The organism is Streptomyces sp. NPDC093252 (assembly GCF_040683675.1).
Classification (GTDB): Bacteria; Actinomycetota; Actinomycetes; order Streptomycetales; family Streptomycetaceae; genus Streptomyces.
This window is the reverse complement of record NZ_JBFBEM010000004.1, coordinates 124639-142938: the sequence shown is the minus strand read 5'-3', so window position 1 is coordinate 142938 and position 18300 is coordinate 124639. Positions and strand designations below refer to the sequence as shown.

General features: G+C 73.1%; 15 protein-coding genes and 1 tRNA gene. 3 read left to right on the top strand and 13 right to left on the bottom strand.

The window, feature by feature from the left end; all coding sequences use genetic code 11:
• Window positions 1-38: 38 nt before the first annotated feature.
• Entirely contained in the window at window positions 39-2603 is a 2565-nt protein-coding gene (locus AB0O01_RS09525) for a CHAT domain-containing protein (RefSeq protein WP_365312426.1), read from the top strand.
• A gap of 7 nt (window positions 2604-2610) precedes the next feature.
• Here the strand turns inward: AB0O01_RS09525 and AB0O01_RS09520 are convergent, their stop codons facing one another.
• Window positions 2611-4389: a LuxR C-terminal-related transcriptional regulator gene (locus AB0O01_RS09520; RefSeq protein ID WP_365311915.1), complete on the bottom strand. Its 1779-nt coding sequence runs from the start codon at window positions 4387-4389 to the stop codon at window positions 2611-2613.
• 95 nt (window positions 4390-4484) lie between these two features.
• Here AB0O01_RS09520 and AB0O01_RS09515 point away from each other — a divergent pair, with 95 nt between their 5' ends.
• Window positions 4485-5570, top strand: a complete 1086-nt coding sequence (locus AB0O01_RS09515) for a M12 family metallopeptidase (protein ID WP_365311914.1) — start codon at window positions 4485-4487, stop codon at window positions 5568-5570.
• Between the two features lie 567 nt (window positions 5571-6137).
• Here the strand turns inward: AB0O01_RS09515 and AB0O01_RS09510 are convergent.
• The 12 genes from AB0O01_RS09510 to AB0O01_RS09455 form a co-directional block, all read right to left on the bottom strand.
• Complete coding sequence (locus tag AB0O01_RS09510; protein WP_365311913.1) at window positions 6138-6467, bottom strand: hypothetical protein; 330 nt, start codon at window positions 6465-6467, stop codon at window positions 6138-6140.
• A gap of 93 nt (window positions 6468-6560) precedes the next feature.
• On the bottom strand, window positions 6561-7811 hold the full coding sequence (locus AB0O01_RS09505; RefSeq protein WP_365312425.1) for a helix-turn-helix transcriptional regulator: 1251 nt from the start codon (window positions 7809-7811) through the stop codon (window positions 6561-6563).
• A gap of 155 nt (window positions 7812-7966) precedes the next feature.
• A complete protein-coding gene (locus AB0O01_RS09500) occupies window positions 7967-8128 on the bottom strand; it encodes a hypothetical protein (RefSeq protein ID WP_365311912.1) in 162 nt (53 codons plus the stop codon).
• A gap of 190 nt (window positions 8129-8318) precedes the next feature.
• Window positions 8319-9728 (bottom strand): NtaA/DmoA family FMN-dependent monooxygenase, encoded by a 1410-nt coding sequence (locus AB0O01_RS09495; RefSeq protein WP_365311911.1) that lies wholly within the window; start codon window positions 9726-9728, stop codon window positions 8319-8321.
• 18 nt (window positions 9729-9746) lie between these two features.
• On the bottom strand, window positions 9747-11003 hold the full coding sequence (locus tag AB0O01_RS09490) for an LLM class flavin-dependent oxidoreductase (protein WP_365311910.1): 1257 nt from the start codon (window positions 11001-11003) through the stop codon (window positions 9747-9749).
• 105 nt (window positions 11004-11108) lie between these two features.
• Window positions 11109-12131, bottom strand: a complete 1023-nt coding sequence (locus tag AB0O01_RS09485) for a transporter substrate-binding domain-containing protein (RefSeq protein ID WP_365311909.1) — start codon at window positions 12129-12131, stop codon at window positions 11109-11111.
• A 188-nt stretch (window positions 12132-12319) separates the two neighbouring features.
• Window positions 12320-13138, bottom strand: a complete 819-nt coding sequence (locus AB0O01_RS09480; protein WP_365311908.1) for an amino acid ABC transporter ATP-binding protein — start codon at window positions 13136-13138, stop codon at window positions 12320-12322.
• A complete protein-coding gene (locus AB0O01_RS09475) occupies window positions 13135-14166 on the bottom strand; it encodes an amino acid ABC transporter permease (protein ID WP_365311907.1) in 1032 nt (343 codons plus the stop codon). The genes AB0O01_RS09480 and AB0O01_RS09475 overlap by 4 nt, the downstream gene beginning before the upstream one ends.
• Before the next feature lie 202 nt (window positions 14167-14368).
• Entirely contained in the window at window positions 14369-14518 is a 150-nt protein-coding gene (locus AB0O01_RS09470) for a hypothetical protein (protein ID WP_365311906.1), read from the bottom strand.
• Window positions 14519-14755: 237 nt separating this feature from the next.
• Complete coding sequence (locus tag AB0O01_RS09465; protein WP_365311905.1) at window positions 14756-15655, bottom strand: glutathione S-transferase C-terminal domain-containing protein; 900 nt, start codon at window positions 15653-15655, stop codon at window positions 14756-14758.
• A 144-nt stretch (window positions 15656-15799) separates the two neighbouring features.
• Window positions 15800-15925 (bottom strand): putative leader peptide, encoded by a 126-nt coding sequence (locus AB0O01_RS09460; protein WP_365311904.1) that lies wholly within the window; start codon window positions 15923-15925, stop codon window positions 15800-15802.
• A 376-nt stretch (window positions 15926-16301) separates the two neighbouring features.
• Complete coding sequence (locus AB0O01_RS09455) at window positions 16302-17795, bottom strand: cellulase family glycosylhydrolase (protein ID WP_365311903.1); 1494 nt, start codon at window positions 17793-17795, stop codon at window positions 16302-16304.
• 284 nt (window positions 17796-18079) lie between these two features.
• Between AB0O01_RS09455 and AB0O01_RS09450 the strand changes: the two genes are divergently transcribed.
• A tRNA-Pro gene (locus AB0O01_RS09450) sits at window positions 18080-18153 on the top strand.
• Window positions 18154-18300: the final 147 nt, after the last annotated feature.

The window sequence follows — 18300 nt, the reverse complement described above, 5'->3', positions numbered from 1 at the left end:
TGACAGCGGGAAGCGACACGGTCCTCGAACTGCTGCCGATGGTGTTCGCCGCGCCGAACGACGCCCTGGCGCGGGCGCGGCGGGTGCTGGACGGCGCGGCGCCGCCGCTGCACGCCTCCGTGGCGCATCAGGTGATCGGTATCTGGCAGCGGGACTTCGGCGACACGAAGCTGGCCCTGCACCATCTGCGCAGGGCCCGGGACTACGCGGTGCGGGCGGACTCCCCCGAGCGGGAGGCGGACGTCCTCGGCACGCTCGGGGTGGCGCTGATCCACGCGGGCCAGACCCGGCAGGGCCAGGCGGCGCTGGAGCGGGGGGTGGCGCGGGGCAGCGGGCACACCCGCGCGCGGGTGCTGTTCCGGCGGGCGTACGCGGGGTGGGTGCTGGGTCATCACCGGTCGGCGCTGGAGGACGTACGGCGGGCCATCCCGGTGCTGCGGCAGGCGGACGACGTGATCTGGACGGCGCGGGCGCTGACCCTGCGCGCGACGGTGCATCTGGCGCTGGGCGCGGTGGACCGGGCGGAGCAGGACTTCACGGCGGCGGAGTCGCTGTGGGAGATCACTGGCCAGGAGCACGACAAGGCGGACGCGGTGGAGAGCCGGGGGCTGGCCGCGTTCCGGTCGGGGGACGTCCCGGCGGCGCTGCGGCTGCTGGCGGAGGCGGAGGACCGGTACGCGAAGCTGGGGACGCCGATCTTCCAGTTGATCGTGCGGCGCTGCGAGGTGCTGATGGCGGCCGGTCTGGCGCCGGAGGCGCTGGGCGAGGCGGACGCGGCCATCGCGCAGTTGGACGGGATCGGCGGCCAGTCCACGCGAAAGGCGGAGCTGCTGCTGACGGCCGCCCGCGCGGCCCGGCTCGCCGGTGACCCGCACACGTCCATCGCGCGGGCGGCGCTCGCGGTGCGGCTGTTCGCGGCGCAGCGGCGCAGTTGGTGGGAGACACACGCGCGGCTGGTGCTGATCGAGTCGCGGGTGGCGACCGGGCGGGGTTCGGGGCGGATGGTCGCGGACGCGGCGGCGGTGGCGGAGCGGCTGTCGTCGTTCGGGGCGCCGGCCGCGCCGGAGGCGTCGCTGCTGGCGGGCCGGATCGCGCTCCGGCTGGGCTGGCGCACGGACGCGGAGCGGCATCTCGCGCAGGCCGCGCGCAGCCGCCACAGCGGGCCGCCGCTGGCCCGGCTGACGGGCTGGGCGGCGCAGGCGCTGCGGGCGGAGGCGGCGGGGTCGCGGCGGGGCGTCCTGGAGGCGTGCCGGCGGGGGCTGGACGTGCTGGACGACCATCGGATGACGCTGGGCGCCTCGGAGCTGCGGGCGCGGGCGACCGAGCAGGGGGCGGAGCTGGCGGCGCTGGCGCAGGGGGCGTCGCTCGCGCAGGGCGGGCCCCGGCGGATGCTGGAGTGGAGCGAGCGGTGGCGGGCGACCGCGCTGAGCGCCCCGCCGACCCGGCCGCCCGCCGACCCCGAACTCCTCGGCGACCTCACCGCGTTCCGGGAGATAGCGGCCCGCGCGGAGGAGGCCCGCCGGGACCGCCGCCCGGTACCGGCCCTGGAGCGGGAGCAGCGGCGCCTGGAGAAGGCGATCCGCTCGCGCACCCTGCATCTGCGGGGGGAGACCCCGGGTGGCGGGCACCGGGTGGACGTGGGCAGGCTCCTGGAGCGGCTGGGGTCGACGCGGCTGGTGGAGCTGGCGGTCGTCGACGGGCGGGTGCAGGTGCTGCTGTGCGGGGACGGGCGGGTGCGGCGGTTCGCGGCCGGGCTGCTCGCGGAGGCGGAGTCGGAGGCGGAGCACATACAGGCGGGGCTGAGACGGCTGGCGCATCCCGGCGCGGAGGCCCGGCTGCCGCTGGTGGAGGCCATGGGGCGGCGGCTGGAGGAACTCCTGCTCGGTCCGGCGGCGGCGCATCTGGGCGGGGGCCCGGTGGTGGTCGTGCCGCCCGGCCGGCTGCACCGGGTGCCGTGGGCGCTGCTGCCGTCGCTGCGGGAGCGGGTGGTGAATGTGTCGCCGTCGGCGGGCGCCTGGCTGCGGGCCCACGAGACGGCGCCGCCGCCGGGCGGCCGGAACGTCCTGGTGCGCGGCCCGGGGCTGGCCACGGAGGGCGCCGAGGTCCCCGAACTCGCCGCCCGCTACACCGCCCCCGTCGTCCTGGAGGGCGACCACGCGCGCGTGCCCCGGGTTCTTGAGGAGCTGAACGGCGCGGCCCTCGCGCACATCGCCGCGCACGGCACGTTCCGCGCCGACAGCCCGCTCTTCTCGTCCCTGGGGATGTCCGACGGCCCGCTGATCGTGCACGACCTGGAGCGCCTGGACCGCAGCCCGTACCGGATCATCCTGTCCTGCTGCGACACGGCCCGGTTCGCGTCCGTGGGCGCCGATGAACTCCTCGGTCTGGTCACCGCGCTCCTCCCGCACGGCACGGCCGGGGTTGTCGCGTGCAGCGCCCCGGTCAACGACGCGGCGGTGGTGCCCCTGATGCTGGCCCTGCACAAGGGCATCGGCGCGGGCCTGCCCCTGGCGGAGGCCCTCAGGGACGCCCGCGCGGCCCTGCCGGGCGACGCGACCCACCAGGCGACGGGGTGGGCCTTCTCGGCGTTCGGGGCGGCGTAGGGGGCCGTCAGGCCGACACCGGCTGGGTGTCCGGGAGGTCCGTCAGCCAGGGCAGGGCGGCGCGGTCGCTGGCGCCGAGGCGGGTGTAGGCGCCGTAGAGGTGGTTGCCGACCGTGCGGATGGACAGGGTGAGGCGGTCGGCGATCTGGCGGTTGCTCAGGCCCGCCGCCGCCAGGGTGACGATCTGGCGCTGGCGGGCGGTGAGTTCGCCGAGGGCGAGCCCGGCGAGGGCGGGGGTGCGGGCGCCCTGGCAGCGGCGGGCCAGGGTGATGGCCCGGGTACGGGAGAGCCGGGCGGCGCTGGGGTCGCGGTGGACGGCGGCGGCCTGGGCGTGCGCCTCGGCGGCGAACAGCAGGAAGCCGCGCCCTTCCAGGGCCCGCGCCGCGCGGTCCAGGGCGGGCCCGTCCCCGCGGGCGAGCGCCTGGGCGTGCCGCGCGAACGGGCTCCCGGGGGGCAGCGCCCCGGCCGCCCCCTCGGCGGCACCGAGCCGTACGGCCTCGTACGCCTCGGTCCAGGCCGTGTGCGGGTCCTGGGGAGGGGTGTCCGGGGCGGGTGCCGGGGCCGGGGCCTCGCCGAGCTGGGCGGCGCCCAGGGCGAGTTCCCGGCGGCACAGGGGGTCGGCGGGGTCGCTGCGCAGTCCCTGGCGGGCCCAGGCGACCGCCTCGCGCAGGGCGCCGCGCAGCCGGTCGTACCGCGCGCGCAGGGCCGCGTAGTCGGCGGGGACAGTGCCGGTCTCGGCGAGCAGCCACTCCCCCACGGGCAGCGGCAGCGGGCGTACGTCGGCGGCTTCGACGCGGTCCTCCAGGGCGGCGGCCTCGGACTTGAGGGCGGCGGCGCACTCGTCGGGCGTCCGGGCCAGGCGGCGGGTGCGCAGGGTGCCGGCGGCGGCACGCAGCACCGGGCCGTAGAGGGGGCGGGCGAGGGCGAGGGTGCCGGACGGGTCGACGGTGACCAGGCCGTCGGATTCGAGGCGTTCGAGGACCGGGAGGTCGTAGCCGTCGTCCAGGTGGGGGGTCAGGGGTTCGGCGAAGGCGAGGCGGTCGAGGGTCTCGCGCTCGGCGGGGTCGGCGCGGCCGAGGACCGCGGCGGCGCGCAGTTGGACCGTCTCGGTGAGCGGCACGGGGCCGTGCCAGGCGGCGGTGGGGGTGCCGGGCACCGGGGTGAGCAGGCCCTGTTCGGTGAGGGCTGCGGACAGGTCGCGCAGCAGCCGCAGATCGCCGCCGCTCAGTCGGCGCAGCCGGTTCATGGTGAGCGGTTCGAGCCAGCCGCCGGTACCGGCCGCCAGGAGGCGGGCGGTGTCGTCGTCGGGGAGCGGCTCCAGGGCGAGCCGGGGCAGCACCTCGCCGGTCCACAGCCGGGAGACGGCCCCGGGCAGGGGCGCGGTGTCGCGGGCGACGACGACCAGCCGGGTCCTGCCGTGCAGGGCCAGATGGTGGACGAGGGCGGCGGAGGCGTCGTCCAGGAGGTGGGCGTCGTCGACCAGGAGCAGGCGGACGCCGGTCAGGAGCTGGACCGCGCGGTGCAGGGAGACCGATTCGGGCAGGAGGTGGGCGAAGGCGGCGAAGGGGATGCGGTGGGTGCCGGGCGTGCCGGTGACCCGGGCGCAGCCGGTGCCGCGCAGCGCCTCGGTGGCGAGCCGGGTCTTGCCGCTGCCGGACGGGCCGGTTATCACGATGCCGTTGCGCCCGGCCGTCAAGGAGCGGCGGACCAGCTCCAGTTCACCGGCCCGGCCGGTGAACGGCCAGGGGAGTTCCGCCAGGTGCGCGTCCCGTTCGAAAGTCGTCACGCAGTCATGAGCGCCGGTACTCAGTTCTGATACAGGGCGACTTGAGTAGACCCCGACTCAGGCGGCCCGGTCCCCGGAGGCGGCACGCTGGTCGCATGACCGGTCGCTACTGCTCGCTCGCGCAGCAGCCGGCCCCCGCCTTCGCGCCGGGGCTGGCCGCGGAGCGGCTCAGTGCGCTCGTCGACGGGCGGGCGAAGTGGGTCAACGGCACGGTTCTGCACTACTACTTCTTCGACCGTGACACCGATGCGTCCGTGATCCCCGTGCCGGGGACCGGGGAGACGCGGCGGGTCGGCTGGGTGGGGGCCGAGGAGCAGCGGGCCGTGGTGCGTGAGTGCTTCGCGGAATGGCAGGGGCTCGGTATCGGACTGTCGTTCACCGAGGTCGACGACCGGTCGGAGGCGGAGCTGCGGATCGGCTTCCAGCGCGGCGACGGCTCCTGGTCCACGGTGGGCCGGGACGCGCTGCGGCTCGGGCAGAACGAGCGGACGGCGAACTTCGGCTGGGATCTGACGACGGGCGGGGAGCGCGCCACCGCGCTGCACGAGATCGGTCACGCGCTGGGCATGCTCCACGAGCACCAGAGCCCGTTCGCCGGGATCCACTGGGACGACGAGGCGGTCTACGCCGAGCTGGCGGGCCCGCCGAACTTCTGGGACCGGGACACCACGTTCCACAACATCCTGCGCAAGCTGGACCGTGACGAGGTCAACGGCTCGGTGTGGGACCCGCAGTCGATCATGGAGTATCCGTTCCCGTCGGGGCTGATCCTGGAGCCGGAGCAGTTCCGGGCGGGGGTGAACCCGCCGGGCACGCTCTCGGTGCTGGACAAGGAGTTCGTCCTGCGCTGGTACCCCTCGGTCGGTACCGGGCTGCCGGAGGAACTGGTGCCGTTCCGCTCGGCGCCGGTGCGGCTCGGGCCGGGCGAGCAGGCCGATTTCCGGATCGAGCCCACCCAGACCCGCGAGTACACGGTCGGGATCTTCGGCGACGGGGACGCCGTGGCCGTGCTGTTCGAGGAGCGGGACGGCGTGCCCCGCTTCGTCGCCGGGGACGACGACGGTGGCGCTCCGCACAACGCCACGGTCAGGGCCCGGCTCGTCAAGGGCCGCCGCTACTTCGTCCGCGTGCGCCTGTACTCCGGCTGGGGTTCGGGTGAAACGGCGGTCATGTGCTGGTGAGAGCACAGGGCCGCCCCACGCGGACGGCTGGACCACTGTCCGGCGCCGGGGGAAGCGGGTGGAATGTTCCCTTCGGGCGCGACGTCACTTGACGACGCCCGATCGGGGGAAGGGCGTTCCGTCCCGCGGGGGGCCGGGTCCGCTGCCACGGGGGTAGCAGCGGACCCGGCAAGCGTCTTGTTCCGGGGGATTCCATCAAGGTCGGTCCACCATGTCTCCGGGCGACCGCGTGGCCGCTGGACCCCGAAGGGTCGAAACGGCCGCTTCGTACGGGGCGAGGTCTGCGGCGCGGGCGAAAATCGACATCGCGGCGGACGGATTCCATGCGGGCCGCCTGCGAGTCGTTCCGCGAGGCGCATGATCCGGCAGTGCGTTGGTCACCTCCCGCCCCCGCCGACCAGGGGGCGGGAGGTGGTCATCGGCGGACTTCGGGATACGTCCGCGTGTACGTGCCCTGGCACTGGGCTCTGTGGAGGTAGACCGTGCAACAGCCCCGGGAATCGCCCGGGTTGTCGAGCCGGTCGTGGGGCTCGCCGTCCCTGATGGGCTCGCCGCACCGCCGGCAGATCATCGGCGCCCCTCACGCCTGAGCCGACGCAGGCCGGACCCGACCTCGCAGCCACCCGCGTCGTCGGTGCACTGCTCACAGAGCCCGGCGTGGCCCATCAGGGCGCGGTACGCCTGCTCACCCATGTGGGGGCGGCAGGCGCGGGGGAACCAGCGAGCCGCGCCGTCCTCGCGCTCACCGAGGTCGACAACGGTCTCGGCGGTGAGCGGCGCCTCCTCGGCGTCCCACACACAGACGGCGCCGCGCCGCTGGTCGGCGGTGAGCGCGTCGAGCGGCGGAAGGTCGAGGAGGCTGAGCGCCTCGGATGGGGTCGCGGTGTCCGCCGACATGGCTATGCCTCCACGATCGTGGTGATTCGTCTCACGCACACAACCGTAGAGGCGCCCGGAATCCACCGAGGACCGGAATCCGGTCCCCTCGTCCTACGCCGCGAGGAGCCCCACATCCGCCGCCAACGCCGAGGCGCGCTGCCGCCTGGGAGCCTGCTTCGACTCCACCTCCTCCAGGATGATCCGCCGGGCATAGCCGTTGTAGCGGATCGTCTCCGGGGCCGCCTTGAACGCCTTCTCCAGCGCCGCGATCGCCACATCCGGCTGCGCGTCCAGGTGGTAGCCGCGCGCCTCCTCGATTCGGTGCCGCGCCCGGCGCGGCCTCGACGGGATGGTCATCTCGTCGGCGCGCGCGGCCTGACGGACGGACTCCCCGCCTTGGCGCAGTTCAACGGCCACGGTGACGGCGTGGGCGCCCATGATGGCCCGGGAGAACGACGTCACCGGGTGGTAGTAGTCCCCGGGGAGCCGCGCGGCCATGCTGTTCGCCCTGTCCCAGTGCCGCCACGCCGTGCCCGTCGCCCGTCGTCGGGCCGCCGTGTACCCGAGTTCGAACTCCAGGGCGCCCGCGATGGCGAGAACCTCGGTCTCGGCGTCGGGCAGCAGGGGCTTCAGGAAGCGCACCGCCTCTGTGTTGATGGCCTCCGCCGCGTCGAAGTGACGAGGGCCGCTGTCCCGGTGCGCCTGGGCGAGGAGCCACGCGGCGACGCCGATGGCGTGCGGATCGCCGGAGTCCTGGGCGGCGACCATGCCGCGCTCGGCCACGCGCCAGAGGAGCGCGCTGTCGGGCTGGTAGGCGATGAAGAACTGCGACAGCGAGTACGTCTGCGAGAGCAGTGCCTGCGCCCGGCGGCGATCGGCTGCGCTGTCGGCGGCGCGCGCCAGCGCCTGGGCGTCGCGGATCAGGTCCGGCAGGAGCCTGCCGATCGCCTCGCGATGGTTCTCCGCCTCGTGGCGGGCCTTCCACGCGGCGTGAAGGCGCGCTTCCAGGTGAGCGATCGGCGGAGGCTCGGCTTCCGTGGCGAGAGCGAAGTTGTCGATCGCGGCCCTGACGGCGGCGAGACGAGGATGGCCGGGGCCGATGAACAGATCAACGTGCGTGTCGGCGTGCCCTGTCAGCTCCGAGAGGTCTCGCACCCGCAGCGCCTCGGCGATCCGCAGCACCGTGTCGAGTCCCGGCGCCTGCTGCTGTCCGTTCTCGATCTTCTTCAGGGTGTGCGGTGAAGCCCCGATGAGGTCGGCTAGCTGTGCGCGGGTCATCCCCTTGCGCTGGCGCAGAACTTGGACCCGCTGGCCAAACTTCAACGGGTCGGCGTACGGGCCCGGGGTGGCATCAGAAGACACGGTCACGCCCCAATCTCTGAACAGCCAGTCGCTCTCAGAGTATGGGGCGGGACCATTTCGGTGTGAGGGATCTGTGCGCTGCACTCGTAGGGGGACCTACCGGACACGGCGGCGTGCCCCTCCCGCGCGAGGCGAGGAGCGCCGGTTCCGACGAGTCAGGGCCGGGCGAGACGGGCCCGGAAAATGGGGGACAGAACGGCGGTCAAGGTCATGACGCCCCAGCCGAACCACCAACCGGGATGCGGCTGCGCGACGATGAGGACGATCGCTCCGCCGATGACCATCAGCGCATCGCCATACTTGATGACCCGGTCCACAGTGCTCCCTTCCCGCGGTGGCCGCCATCCTAGGGGCCGCCCTCGAACAGGATCCGGAAAACAGCCGTGCCCGCCAGACGCCGCCGCGCACCCTCCACCTGCCCGACCGGCGTACGGGCACGCCGGACAGCAGCACGGGGCGTGGGTGGTTCCGTGGCGGAGCGGGATGCTCCGCCTGTGCCATCGCGGCTCAGACCGCTGTCGCCTCGCCCGGGACGTCGGAGGCGGGCTCGTCCGGGTGGTCCAGGCCGAGATGGTGGCGCAGGGTCGTGCCCTCGTAGTCGGCGCGGAAGGAGCCCCGTTCCTGGAGCAGCGGTACCACCTGGTCGGCGAAGGCGTCGAGGCCGCCGGGTGTGATGTGCGGGACGAGGATGAAACCGTCGGCGGCGTCGGTCTGGACGTACTCGTCGATGGTGCGGGCGACGGTGGCCGGGGAGCCGATGAAGCTCTGCCGGTTGCCGGTCTCGATGACCAGGTCGCGGATCGACCACTTGTTGGCCTCGGCCAGCTCCCGCCACTCCCGGGCCGTCTCCTGCGGGTCGCGGTACATCCGCACCTGGGCGCGGCCCCGGGAGACGGTGTGCTCACCGGGCAGCGGGTCCACCTCGGGCAGCGGCCCCTCGGGGTCGTACGAGGAGAGGTCCCCGTTCCATACCCACTCCAGGTGCTTGAGGGCGGTGGCGCCGCTGACCTGCTGGCGGCGGATGTCCTTGGCGAGTTCCTCCGCCTCGGCGTCGGTGTCGCCGAGGACGAAGCTGGCGGCGGGCAGGATCAGGAGCTGGTCGGCGCGGCGGCCGTACCGGGGCAGGCGGGACTTCACGTCGGTGTAGAAGGCGCGGCCCGCGTCCAGGGTGGCGTGGCGGCTGAAGATGGCGTCCGCGTCGGCGGCGGCGAACTCGCGGCCCTCCTCGGAGTCCCCGGCCTGGAAGATCACCGGGCGGCCCTGCGGCGAGCGGGGCACATTGAACCGGCCGTGGATGTCGAAGTGCTGTCCGCTGTGGACGAAGGCGCCCGCCTTGGCGTCCCGGAGGAAGGCGCCGGTGTCCCGGTCGGCGAGGATCTCGTCGCCGCGCCAGGAGTCGAAGAGTTCCTGGGCGGTGGCGAGGAACTCACGAGCGCGGGAGTACCGCTCCTCCTGGGGGAGGAACCCGCCGCGGCGGAAGTTCTCCCCGGTGAAGGCGTCCCAGGAGGTGACGACGTTCCAGGCGGCCCGGCCCGCGGAGAGATGGTCGAGGCTGGCGAACTGGCGGGCCACCTCGTAGGGCTCGTTGAAGGTGGAGTTGATGGTGCCGGTCAGGCCGAGGCGGTCGGTGACGGCGGCGAGCGCGGCGAGCACGGTGAAGGTGTCGGGGCGGCCGACGACGTCCAGGTCGTAGATCTGCCCGCCCTGTTCGCGCAGGCGCAGGCCCTCGGCGAGGAACAGGAAGTCGAACTTGGCGCGTTCGGCGGTGCGCGCGAAGTGCGCGAAGGAGCTGAACTCGATATGGCTCCCGGCCCGGGGATCGCTCCATACGGTGGTGTTGTTGACGCCGGGGAAGTGCGCGGCCAGGTGGATCTGCTTCTGCGGCTTGCCCGGCGTACGGTTCTGCGGCTTGCTCATGGGTCGGGTTCCTCCGGCTCAGGCGGTCGCGGTCGCGGCGGCAGTGGTGGTGGCGGCGTAGCGGTTGGTGGGGCGGGGCAGGCCCAGCAGGCCGCGCAGGGTGTCGGCCTCGTAGGCGGTACGGAAGGCGCCCCGGCGCTGGAGTTCGGGCACCAGGGCGCGGGTGATGGCCGGGAGGTCGTGCCCGGTGACGGCGGGGCGCAGCCGGAAGCCGGTCAGTCCGGCGGCCCCCCACTCCTGGAGCAGATCGGCGAGCCCGGCGGCGGTGCCGGTGAAGATCCGGGCGTCGCTGGTGTACTCGCCGCCCGCGAGGGTGTCGAGCCGCTCCTTGCGGGCGCGAGCGCCCGCCTCGTCGTCGTCCAGCAGCACCACCAGGTCGGCGAAGACGTGCACGGTGTCGTCCGCGCGTCCGGCGGCGGCCTGTTCGGCGCGGACGACGGCGAGGGTGGCGCGGGCCTCGTCGGTGTCGTGCGGGGTGATGTAGCCGATGTCGGCGGCGCGGCCGATGAACCGGTAGGGGATCGTGTCGTGGCCGAGGGCGGTGACGACGGGCTGGCCCTGGGGCGGCCGGGGGGTGATGGAGGGGCCCTTGACGCTGAAGTGAGGGCCCTCGAAGTCGATGTAGTGGAGCTTGTCGCGGTCGATGAAGCGGCCGGTGGCGGCATCCCGGATCTCGGCGTCGTCCTCCCAACTGTCCCAGAGCCGGCGCAGCACCTCCACATAGTCCGCCGCCTCGTCGAAGAGTTCGGCGGCGATCTCCTGGGAGGCGGGGCTGCGGTAGTCGTCGATCCGGCGGATCGTCCGGCGGCCGAAGTGGGCGGCCTCGCCCGGGCGCGCGGTGAGCTGGGCGCGCAGTCCGGCGCGGCCGTTGCTGACGTAGTCGAGGGTGGCGATGGCCTTGGAGAGGTGGAACGGCTCGGTGTGGGTGGTGACCAGGGTCGGCACCAGCCCTATGTGACGGGTGAGCGGGGCCACCCGGGAGGCGATCAGGACCGCGTCGAGGCGTCCGCGGACCTGGTCGGTGCGCTCGTCGGGGTCGAGGAAGTGGGAGGACTGGGGGCCGAGGCCGTCCTCGATGGTGACGAAGTCGAGCAGTCCGCGCTCGGCCTCCGTCACCTGGTCCGCCCAGTAGGCGGCGGTGAACAGGTCCCGGGGGCGGGCCACCGGCTCGCGCCAGGACGCGGGGTGCCAGCCGGTGCCGTCCAGGGCGACGGCGAGATGGAGGGGGCGAGGGAGAGCGGGTGAGGAGGAGGGTGAGGAGGAGGATGAGGACATGGTGGTGCCTTCCTGGAGAGGTGGCGGCGGCGGGGCCGCCCGGTGGGGGGCGGGCGGCCCGGTGCGCGGCGGGGAAAGGGGGCCCGGGGAGGGGTCAGGAGTTGGTCAGGAGTTGGTCAGGGGCAGGCCGGGCGGGTCGACCTCCGACTTCTCGACCGCCTCGGAGGAGAGGTTCCACGCCGTGAGCCACTGCTCGTACTGGCCGTTGTCGATGAGGTGGTTGATGGCGGCGGCGAGGGGTTCGGCGAGTCCGCTGTCCTTCTTGGCGGTCGCGGCGATCAGGCCCTGGAGGGTCTCACCGGCGCCGGAGAAGGTGCCCGCCACCCGGGTCGCCTGGGGGGTGTCGGCGGTCTGGGTGGTGTGGTAGGCGATGCTGGGGTTGGGGCCGAGATAGGCGTCGATCTTGCCGCTGGACAGGGCGAGATAGAGGCTGTTGGACTCCTGGTAGTACTTGACCGTGAGGTCCTCGCCGTCCTCGGCCAGCTTGTCCTTCCACTCCAGCAGGATCTTCTCCTGGTTGGTCCCGGCGCCGACGCTGACCGTCTTCCCGGCGAGGGCGCGGTAGTCGCCGTCGAAGCTCCAGTCGCTGTCCTCGGGGGTCTCGAAGGCGAGGTCGTCCCTGCGGTAGCTGGCGAACTCGTACTTCTGCTTGCGCTCCTCGGTGACGGTGACGTTCGATATCGCCACATCGACCTTGCCGCCGTCCAGGCCGATGAACATGTTCTCCCAGGTGGAGGGCGAGATCTCGGGTTCCAGTCCGAGGACGGCGGCGATCAGCCGGGCCAGGTCGGGCTCGGAGCCGGTGAGGGTCTTCTGGTCGTCGCCGATGTAGCCGAGCGGCGCGGAACCGGAGGGCAGGACGCCGGAGCCGACGACCAGGGTGCCCTTCTTCTTCACGGCGTCGGGCAGCAGGGCGCTGATCGAGGGGACCTCGGCGACCTTGATGCTGGTCTCCTTGGCGGCGCCGTTGGACAGCCGGCCCACGGCGACCGTACCGGCGGCCGAGGAGGTGGTGGCGGCGGCGTCGCTCTCCCCGCCGCAGGCGGCGAGGGTGGTGCCGAGTGCGGCGAAGGCGGTGGCGGCGGTGATACCGCGCAGGAGCTGGCGTCGCGAGACGGTCGTGGGCATGGCTGGTCCTTGTCTGGGTCTTCGGAAGACGGGAGTAAGGAGGGAGACGGGGGAGGTGAGGGGTGCGGGAGAGGTGGGAGAGGTGGGCGAGGTGGGGGATGCGGGACTGTCGGGAGAGGTGGGGGATGCGGTGGATGCCGGGGACGCGGGACTGCCGGGTTCACCGGGAAGTCGCCGGTTGACTCCGTTCACAGCACCTTGCTGAGGAAATCCCGGGTGCGTTCATGGCGCGGGTTGTCGAGGACATCCGCGGGCGGGCCCTGTTCGACGATCCGGCCGGCGTCCAGGAAGACGACCCGGTCGGCGACCTCGCGGGCGAAGCCGATCTCATGGGTGACGACCACGAGGGTGGTGCCGCTGGTCGCCAGGTCCTTGATGACGGCGAGCACCTCGCCGACGAGTTCGGGGTCGAGCGCCGAGGTCGGTTCGTCGAAGAGGATCACCCCGGGCCGCAGGGCGAGCGCGCGGGCGATGGCGACGCGCTGCTGCTGGCCGCCGGACAACTGCCGCGGATAGGCGTCCGCCTTGTCCCCGAGGCCGACCCTCGCCAGCAGGGACAGCGCCAGTTCCCCGGCGGCGGAGCGGTCCAGAAGCCCGGTGGCGACGGGGGCGGCGGCCACGTTCTCCAGCGCGGTCAGATGCGGGAAGAGGTTGAAGTTCTGGAAGACGAAGCCGATCCGGCGCCGCTGGACGAGGATGGCCCGCTCGCTCAGCTCCTTGAGCCGCTCGCCGTGCCGCCGTACGCCGATGGGCTCGCCGTTGAGGGTGACGTACCCGATGTCGGGCTTCTCCAGGTGGTTGATGGCCCGCAGCAGGGTGGACTTGCCGGAGCCGGAGGGGCCGAGGATCGCGGTGACCTCCCCGGGCCGCACGGTCAGATCGACCCCGTCGAGGACGCGATGGGCGCCGTACCACTTGTGCACGCCGTGCACCTGGACGGCGGCGGGCGCGACGGCGCCCGCACCGGCGCCGGTCTCTTCGACGGCGGTGACGGTGGCGGTGCTCATACGGCGGTCTCCCTGCGGGCGCGGTCGCGTACCTCGCGCAGGCTCGCGCGCAGGCGTTGCAGCGGGGTCGGCGGCAGGGTGCGGGTGGCGCCCCGGGCGTAGTGCCGCTCGACGTAGTACTGGACGACGGAGACGGCGCTGGTCAGGATCAGGTACCAGACGGTGACGACCATGAGCAGCGGGACGATGTCACCGGGGTAGGTGGAGCCCATGGTCTGGGCGGCGCCGAAGAGGTCGAGCAGGGAGACGTAGAAGACCAGCGAGGTGGCCTTGACGAGGCCGATGAGCTGGTTGACGTAGTTCGGGGTGATGGAGCGCAGGGCCTGCGGGAAGACGATCCGCCGGAACTGGTAGCGCCGGGGCAGACCGAGGGCGGCGGCGGCCTCGTGCTGGCCCTGGTCGACGGAGAGGATGCCGCCGCGGACCACTTCGGCGGCGTAGGCGGCCTCGGCGAGGCTGAGTCCGACGATGGCGACGGCCATGTCGCTGCCGAGGCCGGACTCGCCGAAGGTGAGGAGGGCCGGGCCGAAGGGGACGCCCAGGCTGAGACTCTCGTAGAGGGCGCTGAAGTTGTAGAGGAAGAGGAGTACGACGATCAGCGGGATGGAGCGGAAGGCCCAGATGTAGGTCCAGCTCACCGCGCGCAGCACCGGGCTCCTCGACAGCCGGGCCAGGGCGAGGACGATACCGCCGAGGAGCCCGAACACCGCGCTGTAGGCGGTGACTTCGAGGGTGATCAGCAGACCGTCGACGATGGTGGGGCGCAGGAACCAGTAGCCGAAGCGGTCCCACTGGTAGAAGGGGTTGGTGGCCAGGCCGTTGATGAACTGGGCGGCCAGGACCAGCACGATCGCGGTGGCGATCCAGCGTCCCGGGTGGCGCAGCGGCTGAACGCGCTGGGCGGTGAGGGGTGGTGACGGGGGGTCGGCGGGGGGTTCGGCGGACTTCTGCGGCCCCTCGTTCGTCTCGGGTATGGCAGCGGGTGTTTTCGCGGCGAGGGACACGCCTGTGCCTGGGGGTTCGCTCATCGTGGGCTCCGGCGGGGAGGGAACACCCGGGGAGCCGTGGCCTGCCGCGCGGCGCCGCGCCGGATCGCCGGGCCGGGGCGGCACGGTGGTACGGGCGGGGCACGCGCTGAGCGCAAGGGACCGGGGGTTCGGGCGGCGGGACGGCACACCGGGAGGCGGTGTGCGTCGGGTGCGGTGGCCGGGCGGGGTCGTGGAGAGGAGGTCAGACCCCGCGACGGGCTCGGCCCGGTGCGGTACACAGTGCGCTGCTGACGCGGAGCAGATCGACGGCGCGGTCGGCGACGAGACGGTCGGCGCGCGGGCGGACGCGGCCCGCGGAACGGCGTACGGCCGTCCTGGTCGCTGCGCGCATGTCGGTCGTCCTTCGTCGTTCCGGCCCCGGGAGGGGGCCCGGCGTGGTTCGGTGGCGCGGCGCGGCCTCGGAGGCGGGGCCGCACGGCCGACGCGGAGGGGGCTCGGCTCGGGGCCACGCGTTTCCGCACCGCCCCGATCCCGGATACACACAGGTGTCCGAAAGTGAGGCAGGTGCCCGAAAGTTAAGGCCGCGATCCGAGCCCGTGTCAATGCCGGTCCACCGACTGGGACGGCATCAGGGCCGGTCGGCCCGTACGGGAACGCCGTTGGCGTCCGCCGCGTGGGCGGCCCAGTCCAGGATCTGGACAGCGGCTCCGGCGGCCTCCAGGCCACGGCAGTGGGCCTGATGGCGGCGGGCGATGCCGTCGAGGTCGAGGTGCGCGGCGAAGGCCGGTCCGGCGGTGAGTCGGCGTGCGAAATCCCACACCGCAGGATGCTCGGCGACCCGGTGCACCGCACCGGCGTCGAGGTGGTGCCGGTGGACGGTGTCGAGCTGGAGGAGGGTGACCCAGAGGGTCACATCGGCGGCGGTGAGCTGATCACCCGTCACATAGGGGTGGGCGGTGAGGCGTCGCTCCAGCTCCCCCAGGGCGTCCAGCAGTTCGGCGACGGCGTCCGCCCGCTCCCCGGGGTCGGCGCCGGCCCGGCCCGCCCGCTGGGCGGCGTCGTCGATGCGCTCGGCGCAGAGCCGCTCCACGGCCTCGATGGAGGAACCGAGGGCGTGCGGGAAGAGCGCCGGGCGCCCGGCGCCGAAGTGCTGGGCGAGGTCGCGGACGATGTCGGGGGCGTGGCCGCTGACGATCCGGCCGGACCAGTCGTCGGCGAGGACGGGGGCGAGGGCGGGGCCGGTGTAGCGGTGCGCGCTGGCCTCGTACAGCGGGCGCAGAGCGGCGTGACCGCCGCCGGGACAGTCGGGGACGGGGGGCAGCAGGGTGACGGGACAACTGTCGCCGAGGCCGAGGAGGGAGTGGACGACGGCGATCCGCAGCCCGTCGGGGTCGGCGGTGGACAGGTGCAGCCGGTAGCGGCGGGGGACGGCGTAGTGCCCACTGCGGGCGTCCCGCCCGATACGGCCCCGGAACACGGGGGTCTCGGGGGTCGAGATACGGAGGGGGGCGGGCGGTGTGACGGTCATGGGTCTCCCCGGAATCGGGCGCGCGGACGGCCGCGCGGCGGGCGGAACACGCGGATGGGCCAGGCACGGTCGGGAGGCGGGGCGGCGGCTGTGGCGGCGGGGCGGCCTGTGACGGCTGGGTGGGGGCGTCGGCACGCGGGGGCGTCAGCGCCGTCTGCGGCCGATCGCGCCGCAGACCCGCAGCAGATCGATGTGACGGCGGGAGGTGAGCAGGGGCGATCGGCGGGGCCCGTGGCTGGCCCTGCTGACCACCGGCTCCAGGCGCCCCATATTTCCCTACCTATTCACTAGGATTCCCTACGGGAGTGTCGATCGCGCCCCGCCCGGCGTCAAGACCACGTCCACGGAGCGGTCATATTTCCTGGACGGCACAGCCCCCTCCGACCGGGCGCACAGCGGCACCGGCCCCCCTGTGACCGGGCGGCACACAGCAGACCACCCCGGGTCCGGCGCGGGGTGCGCGGGTCCCGGGGCGGTACGGCCGTCCGGCGGTGCGGGGTGAGTGGCGGCGGGGTGAGTGGGGGCGGCCGTGGGACTGTTGCCGTTCCTTCCTATTTGGCGGCGCTCGACCCCTCTCGGCGCTACTCGGCCCTCTCGGCGCTGCTCGGCTCCGCGCAGCGCCGACCCGGGGCCCCCTCCCCGTGCGTCAGGACGTCGGGAAGGCGTCCGGTGTCCGGATCCGGTCGCGGATCCACACCCCCGCCTGCTTCAGCCGCGAGGTGCCGGCCCATGGCCCGCCGGCGTTGCAGGTGCCCTCGGTGAAGACGGCGCCGGTGCGGCCGTCGTCGGAGTAGTTCCAGTTGACCCAAGAGATCTTCTTCGCGGCCATCAGATCGATGTACCGCTGCGACATGGCGAAGTCGTTGCTCCCCTCACCGGCGTAGTTCTGGGTGCCGAACTCGGTGACGAACATCGGGATGCGGTCGGCGGCGCGGGACAGGGTGTTCAGGTACTCGTCGCGGTGCGAGTAGGCGTAGAAGTGGAAGGTGTACATGATGTTTCCGGCGTTCACCGGGTTGTTGACGACCTCGGTCTCGGTGGCGCCCTCGGAGACCCCGAGCGAGGACCAGGCGCGGGTGCCGACGAGGACGGGGGCGTTGGAGTCGATGTTCCGGATCACCGGGATGATCTGCTCGGCGTAGGACTTGATGGTGCTCCAGGAGACACCGGAAGGTTCGTTGGCGATCTCGTAGAAGACGTTGGGCTTGTCCTTGTGGCGGTTGGCGATCTCGGTGAAGAAGGTGCGGGCGCGGGAGAGGTTGTAGTGGGGGTCGCCGGGGGTGAGCATGTGCCAGTCGACGATCACGTACATGCCCCGGCTGGTGGCGTCCTCGATGAGCCGGTGGGCGAGGTCGGTGTACTTGCGCGGGTCGGTCTCGTAGCCGCCCTCCTGGACGTAGGTGGAGACGCGCAGCACATCGGCGTTCCAGTCCTTGGCGAGGGCGTCCAGTGAGCCCGAGGTCAGACACTGGGGGTACCACTGGGTGCCGTGGCTGGACATGCCGCGCAGTTGGATGGGGTTGCCGTACTGGTTGCAGAGCCGGGTGCCGCAGACCGTGAGCTGGCCGTTGATGCCGACGGGGGTCGTGCCGGGGGTGGGGCCGCCCTGGGTGTCGACGGTGAGGTGGTCCACGTTGGGGCCGCCGTTGGCGGTGGTGGCGGTGGCGCGGACGGTGTTGGCGCCGGCCCTGAGGGCGGCGGTGAGTGTGGTGGTGGTCCAGTTGGTCCAGGTGCCGGTGGAGTCGAAGGCCCTGGCGGAGGCGACGAGGGTGCCGTTGACCCGGATGTCCATGGGGCGGTTGACGGTGGTGCCGTTGGCGTAGCGCAGGGCGAGGGTGGCGTTTCCGGCGGTGGCGGCGTTGACCGTCCACTCGACGTAGCCGCCGGTGGTGTTGTCGTAGTTGACGAATCCGCTGCCGGTGAAGCCGGTGTGGTTGGACTCGACGACGCCCTGGGAGACGGCCGCGCTCTCGGCCTCGTAGGTCTGCGCGGCGAGGGGGGTGGCGCCGGTGACGGGGGCGGGGCGCGCCTCCGGGGCGGCGGTGGCCTGGGGGGTGAGGAGCGCGCCGGTCAGGGCGGTGGCGAGGAGAACGGAACGCGCCCACAGGCGCGACCGGGTGGTGCGTGGGGGAATCACCATGGTCTCCGTGTCGGTCGGATTGGTAAGGAAACTTTCCTAACAGTGAGATAGCAGTGGCGACCGGGTGGGGCAAGAGGTGTGACAGCGGGAGACGGACGGGGGTCATGGTGACCGGACTCCCCCGGCAAGGGTCCACTGGCCCCGCGCGGCACGGCTGATCAGCGGCGGAGCACGCCTGTGGCATGGGGTAGTCTTCACTCGCACGTTCAAGCGATCTTCGCGATGCACAGGGATGCATGGAGATACGCGCGGACGTGCCTCGCGAGTGAGATACGCGGGGACAGCGGGACGTGGCGCAGCTTGGTAGCGCACTTGACTGGGGGTCAAGGGGTCGCAGGTTCAAATCCTGTCGTCCCGACTGGAGACAGTCGCAGATCAAGGGCCGGTTTCGGGGAAATCCGAAACCGGCCCTTGACCGTTCCTGGGGACCGATTGGGGACCGATTGGGGACCGGTCGGGGGCCGGTGCCCTTGACCGGTGTCAGCGGGTCATACGGATATGTGCG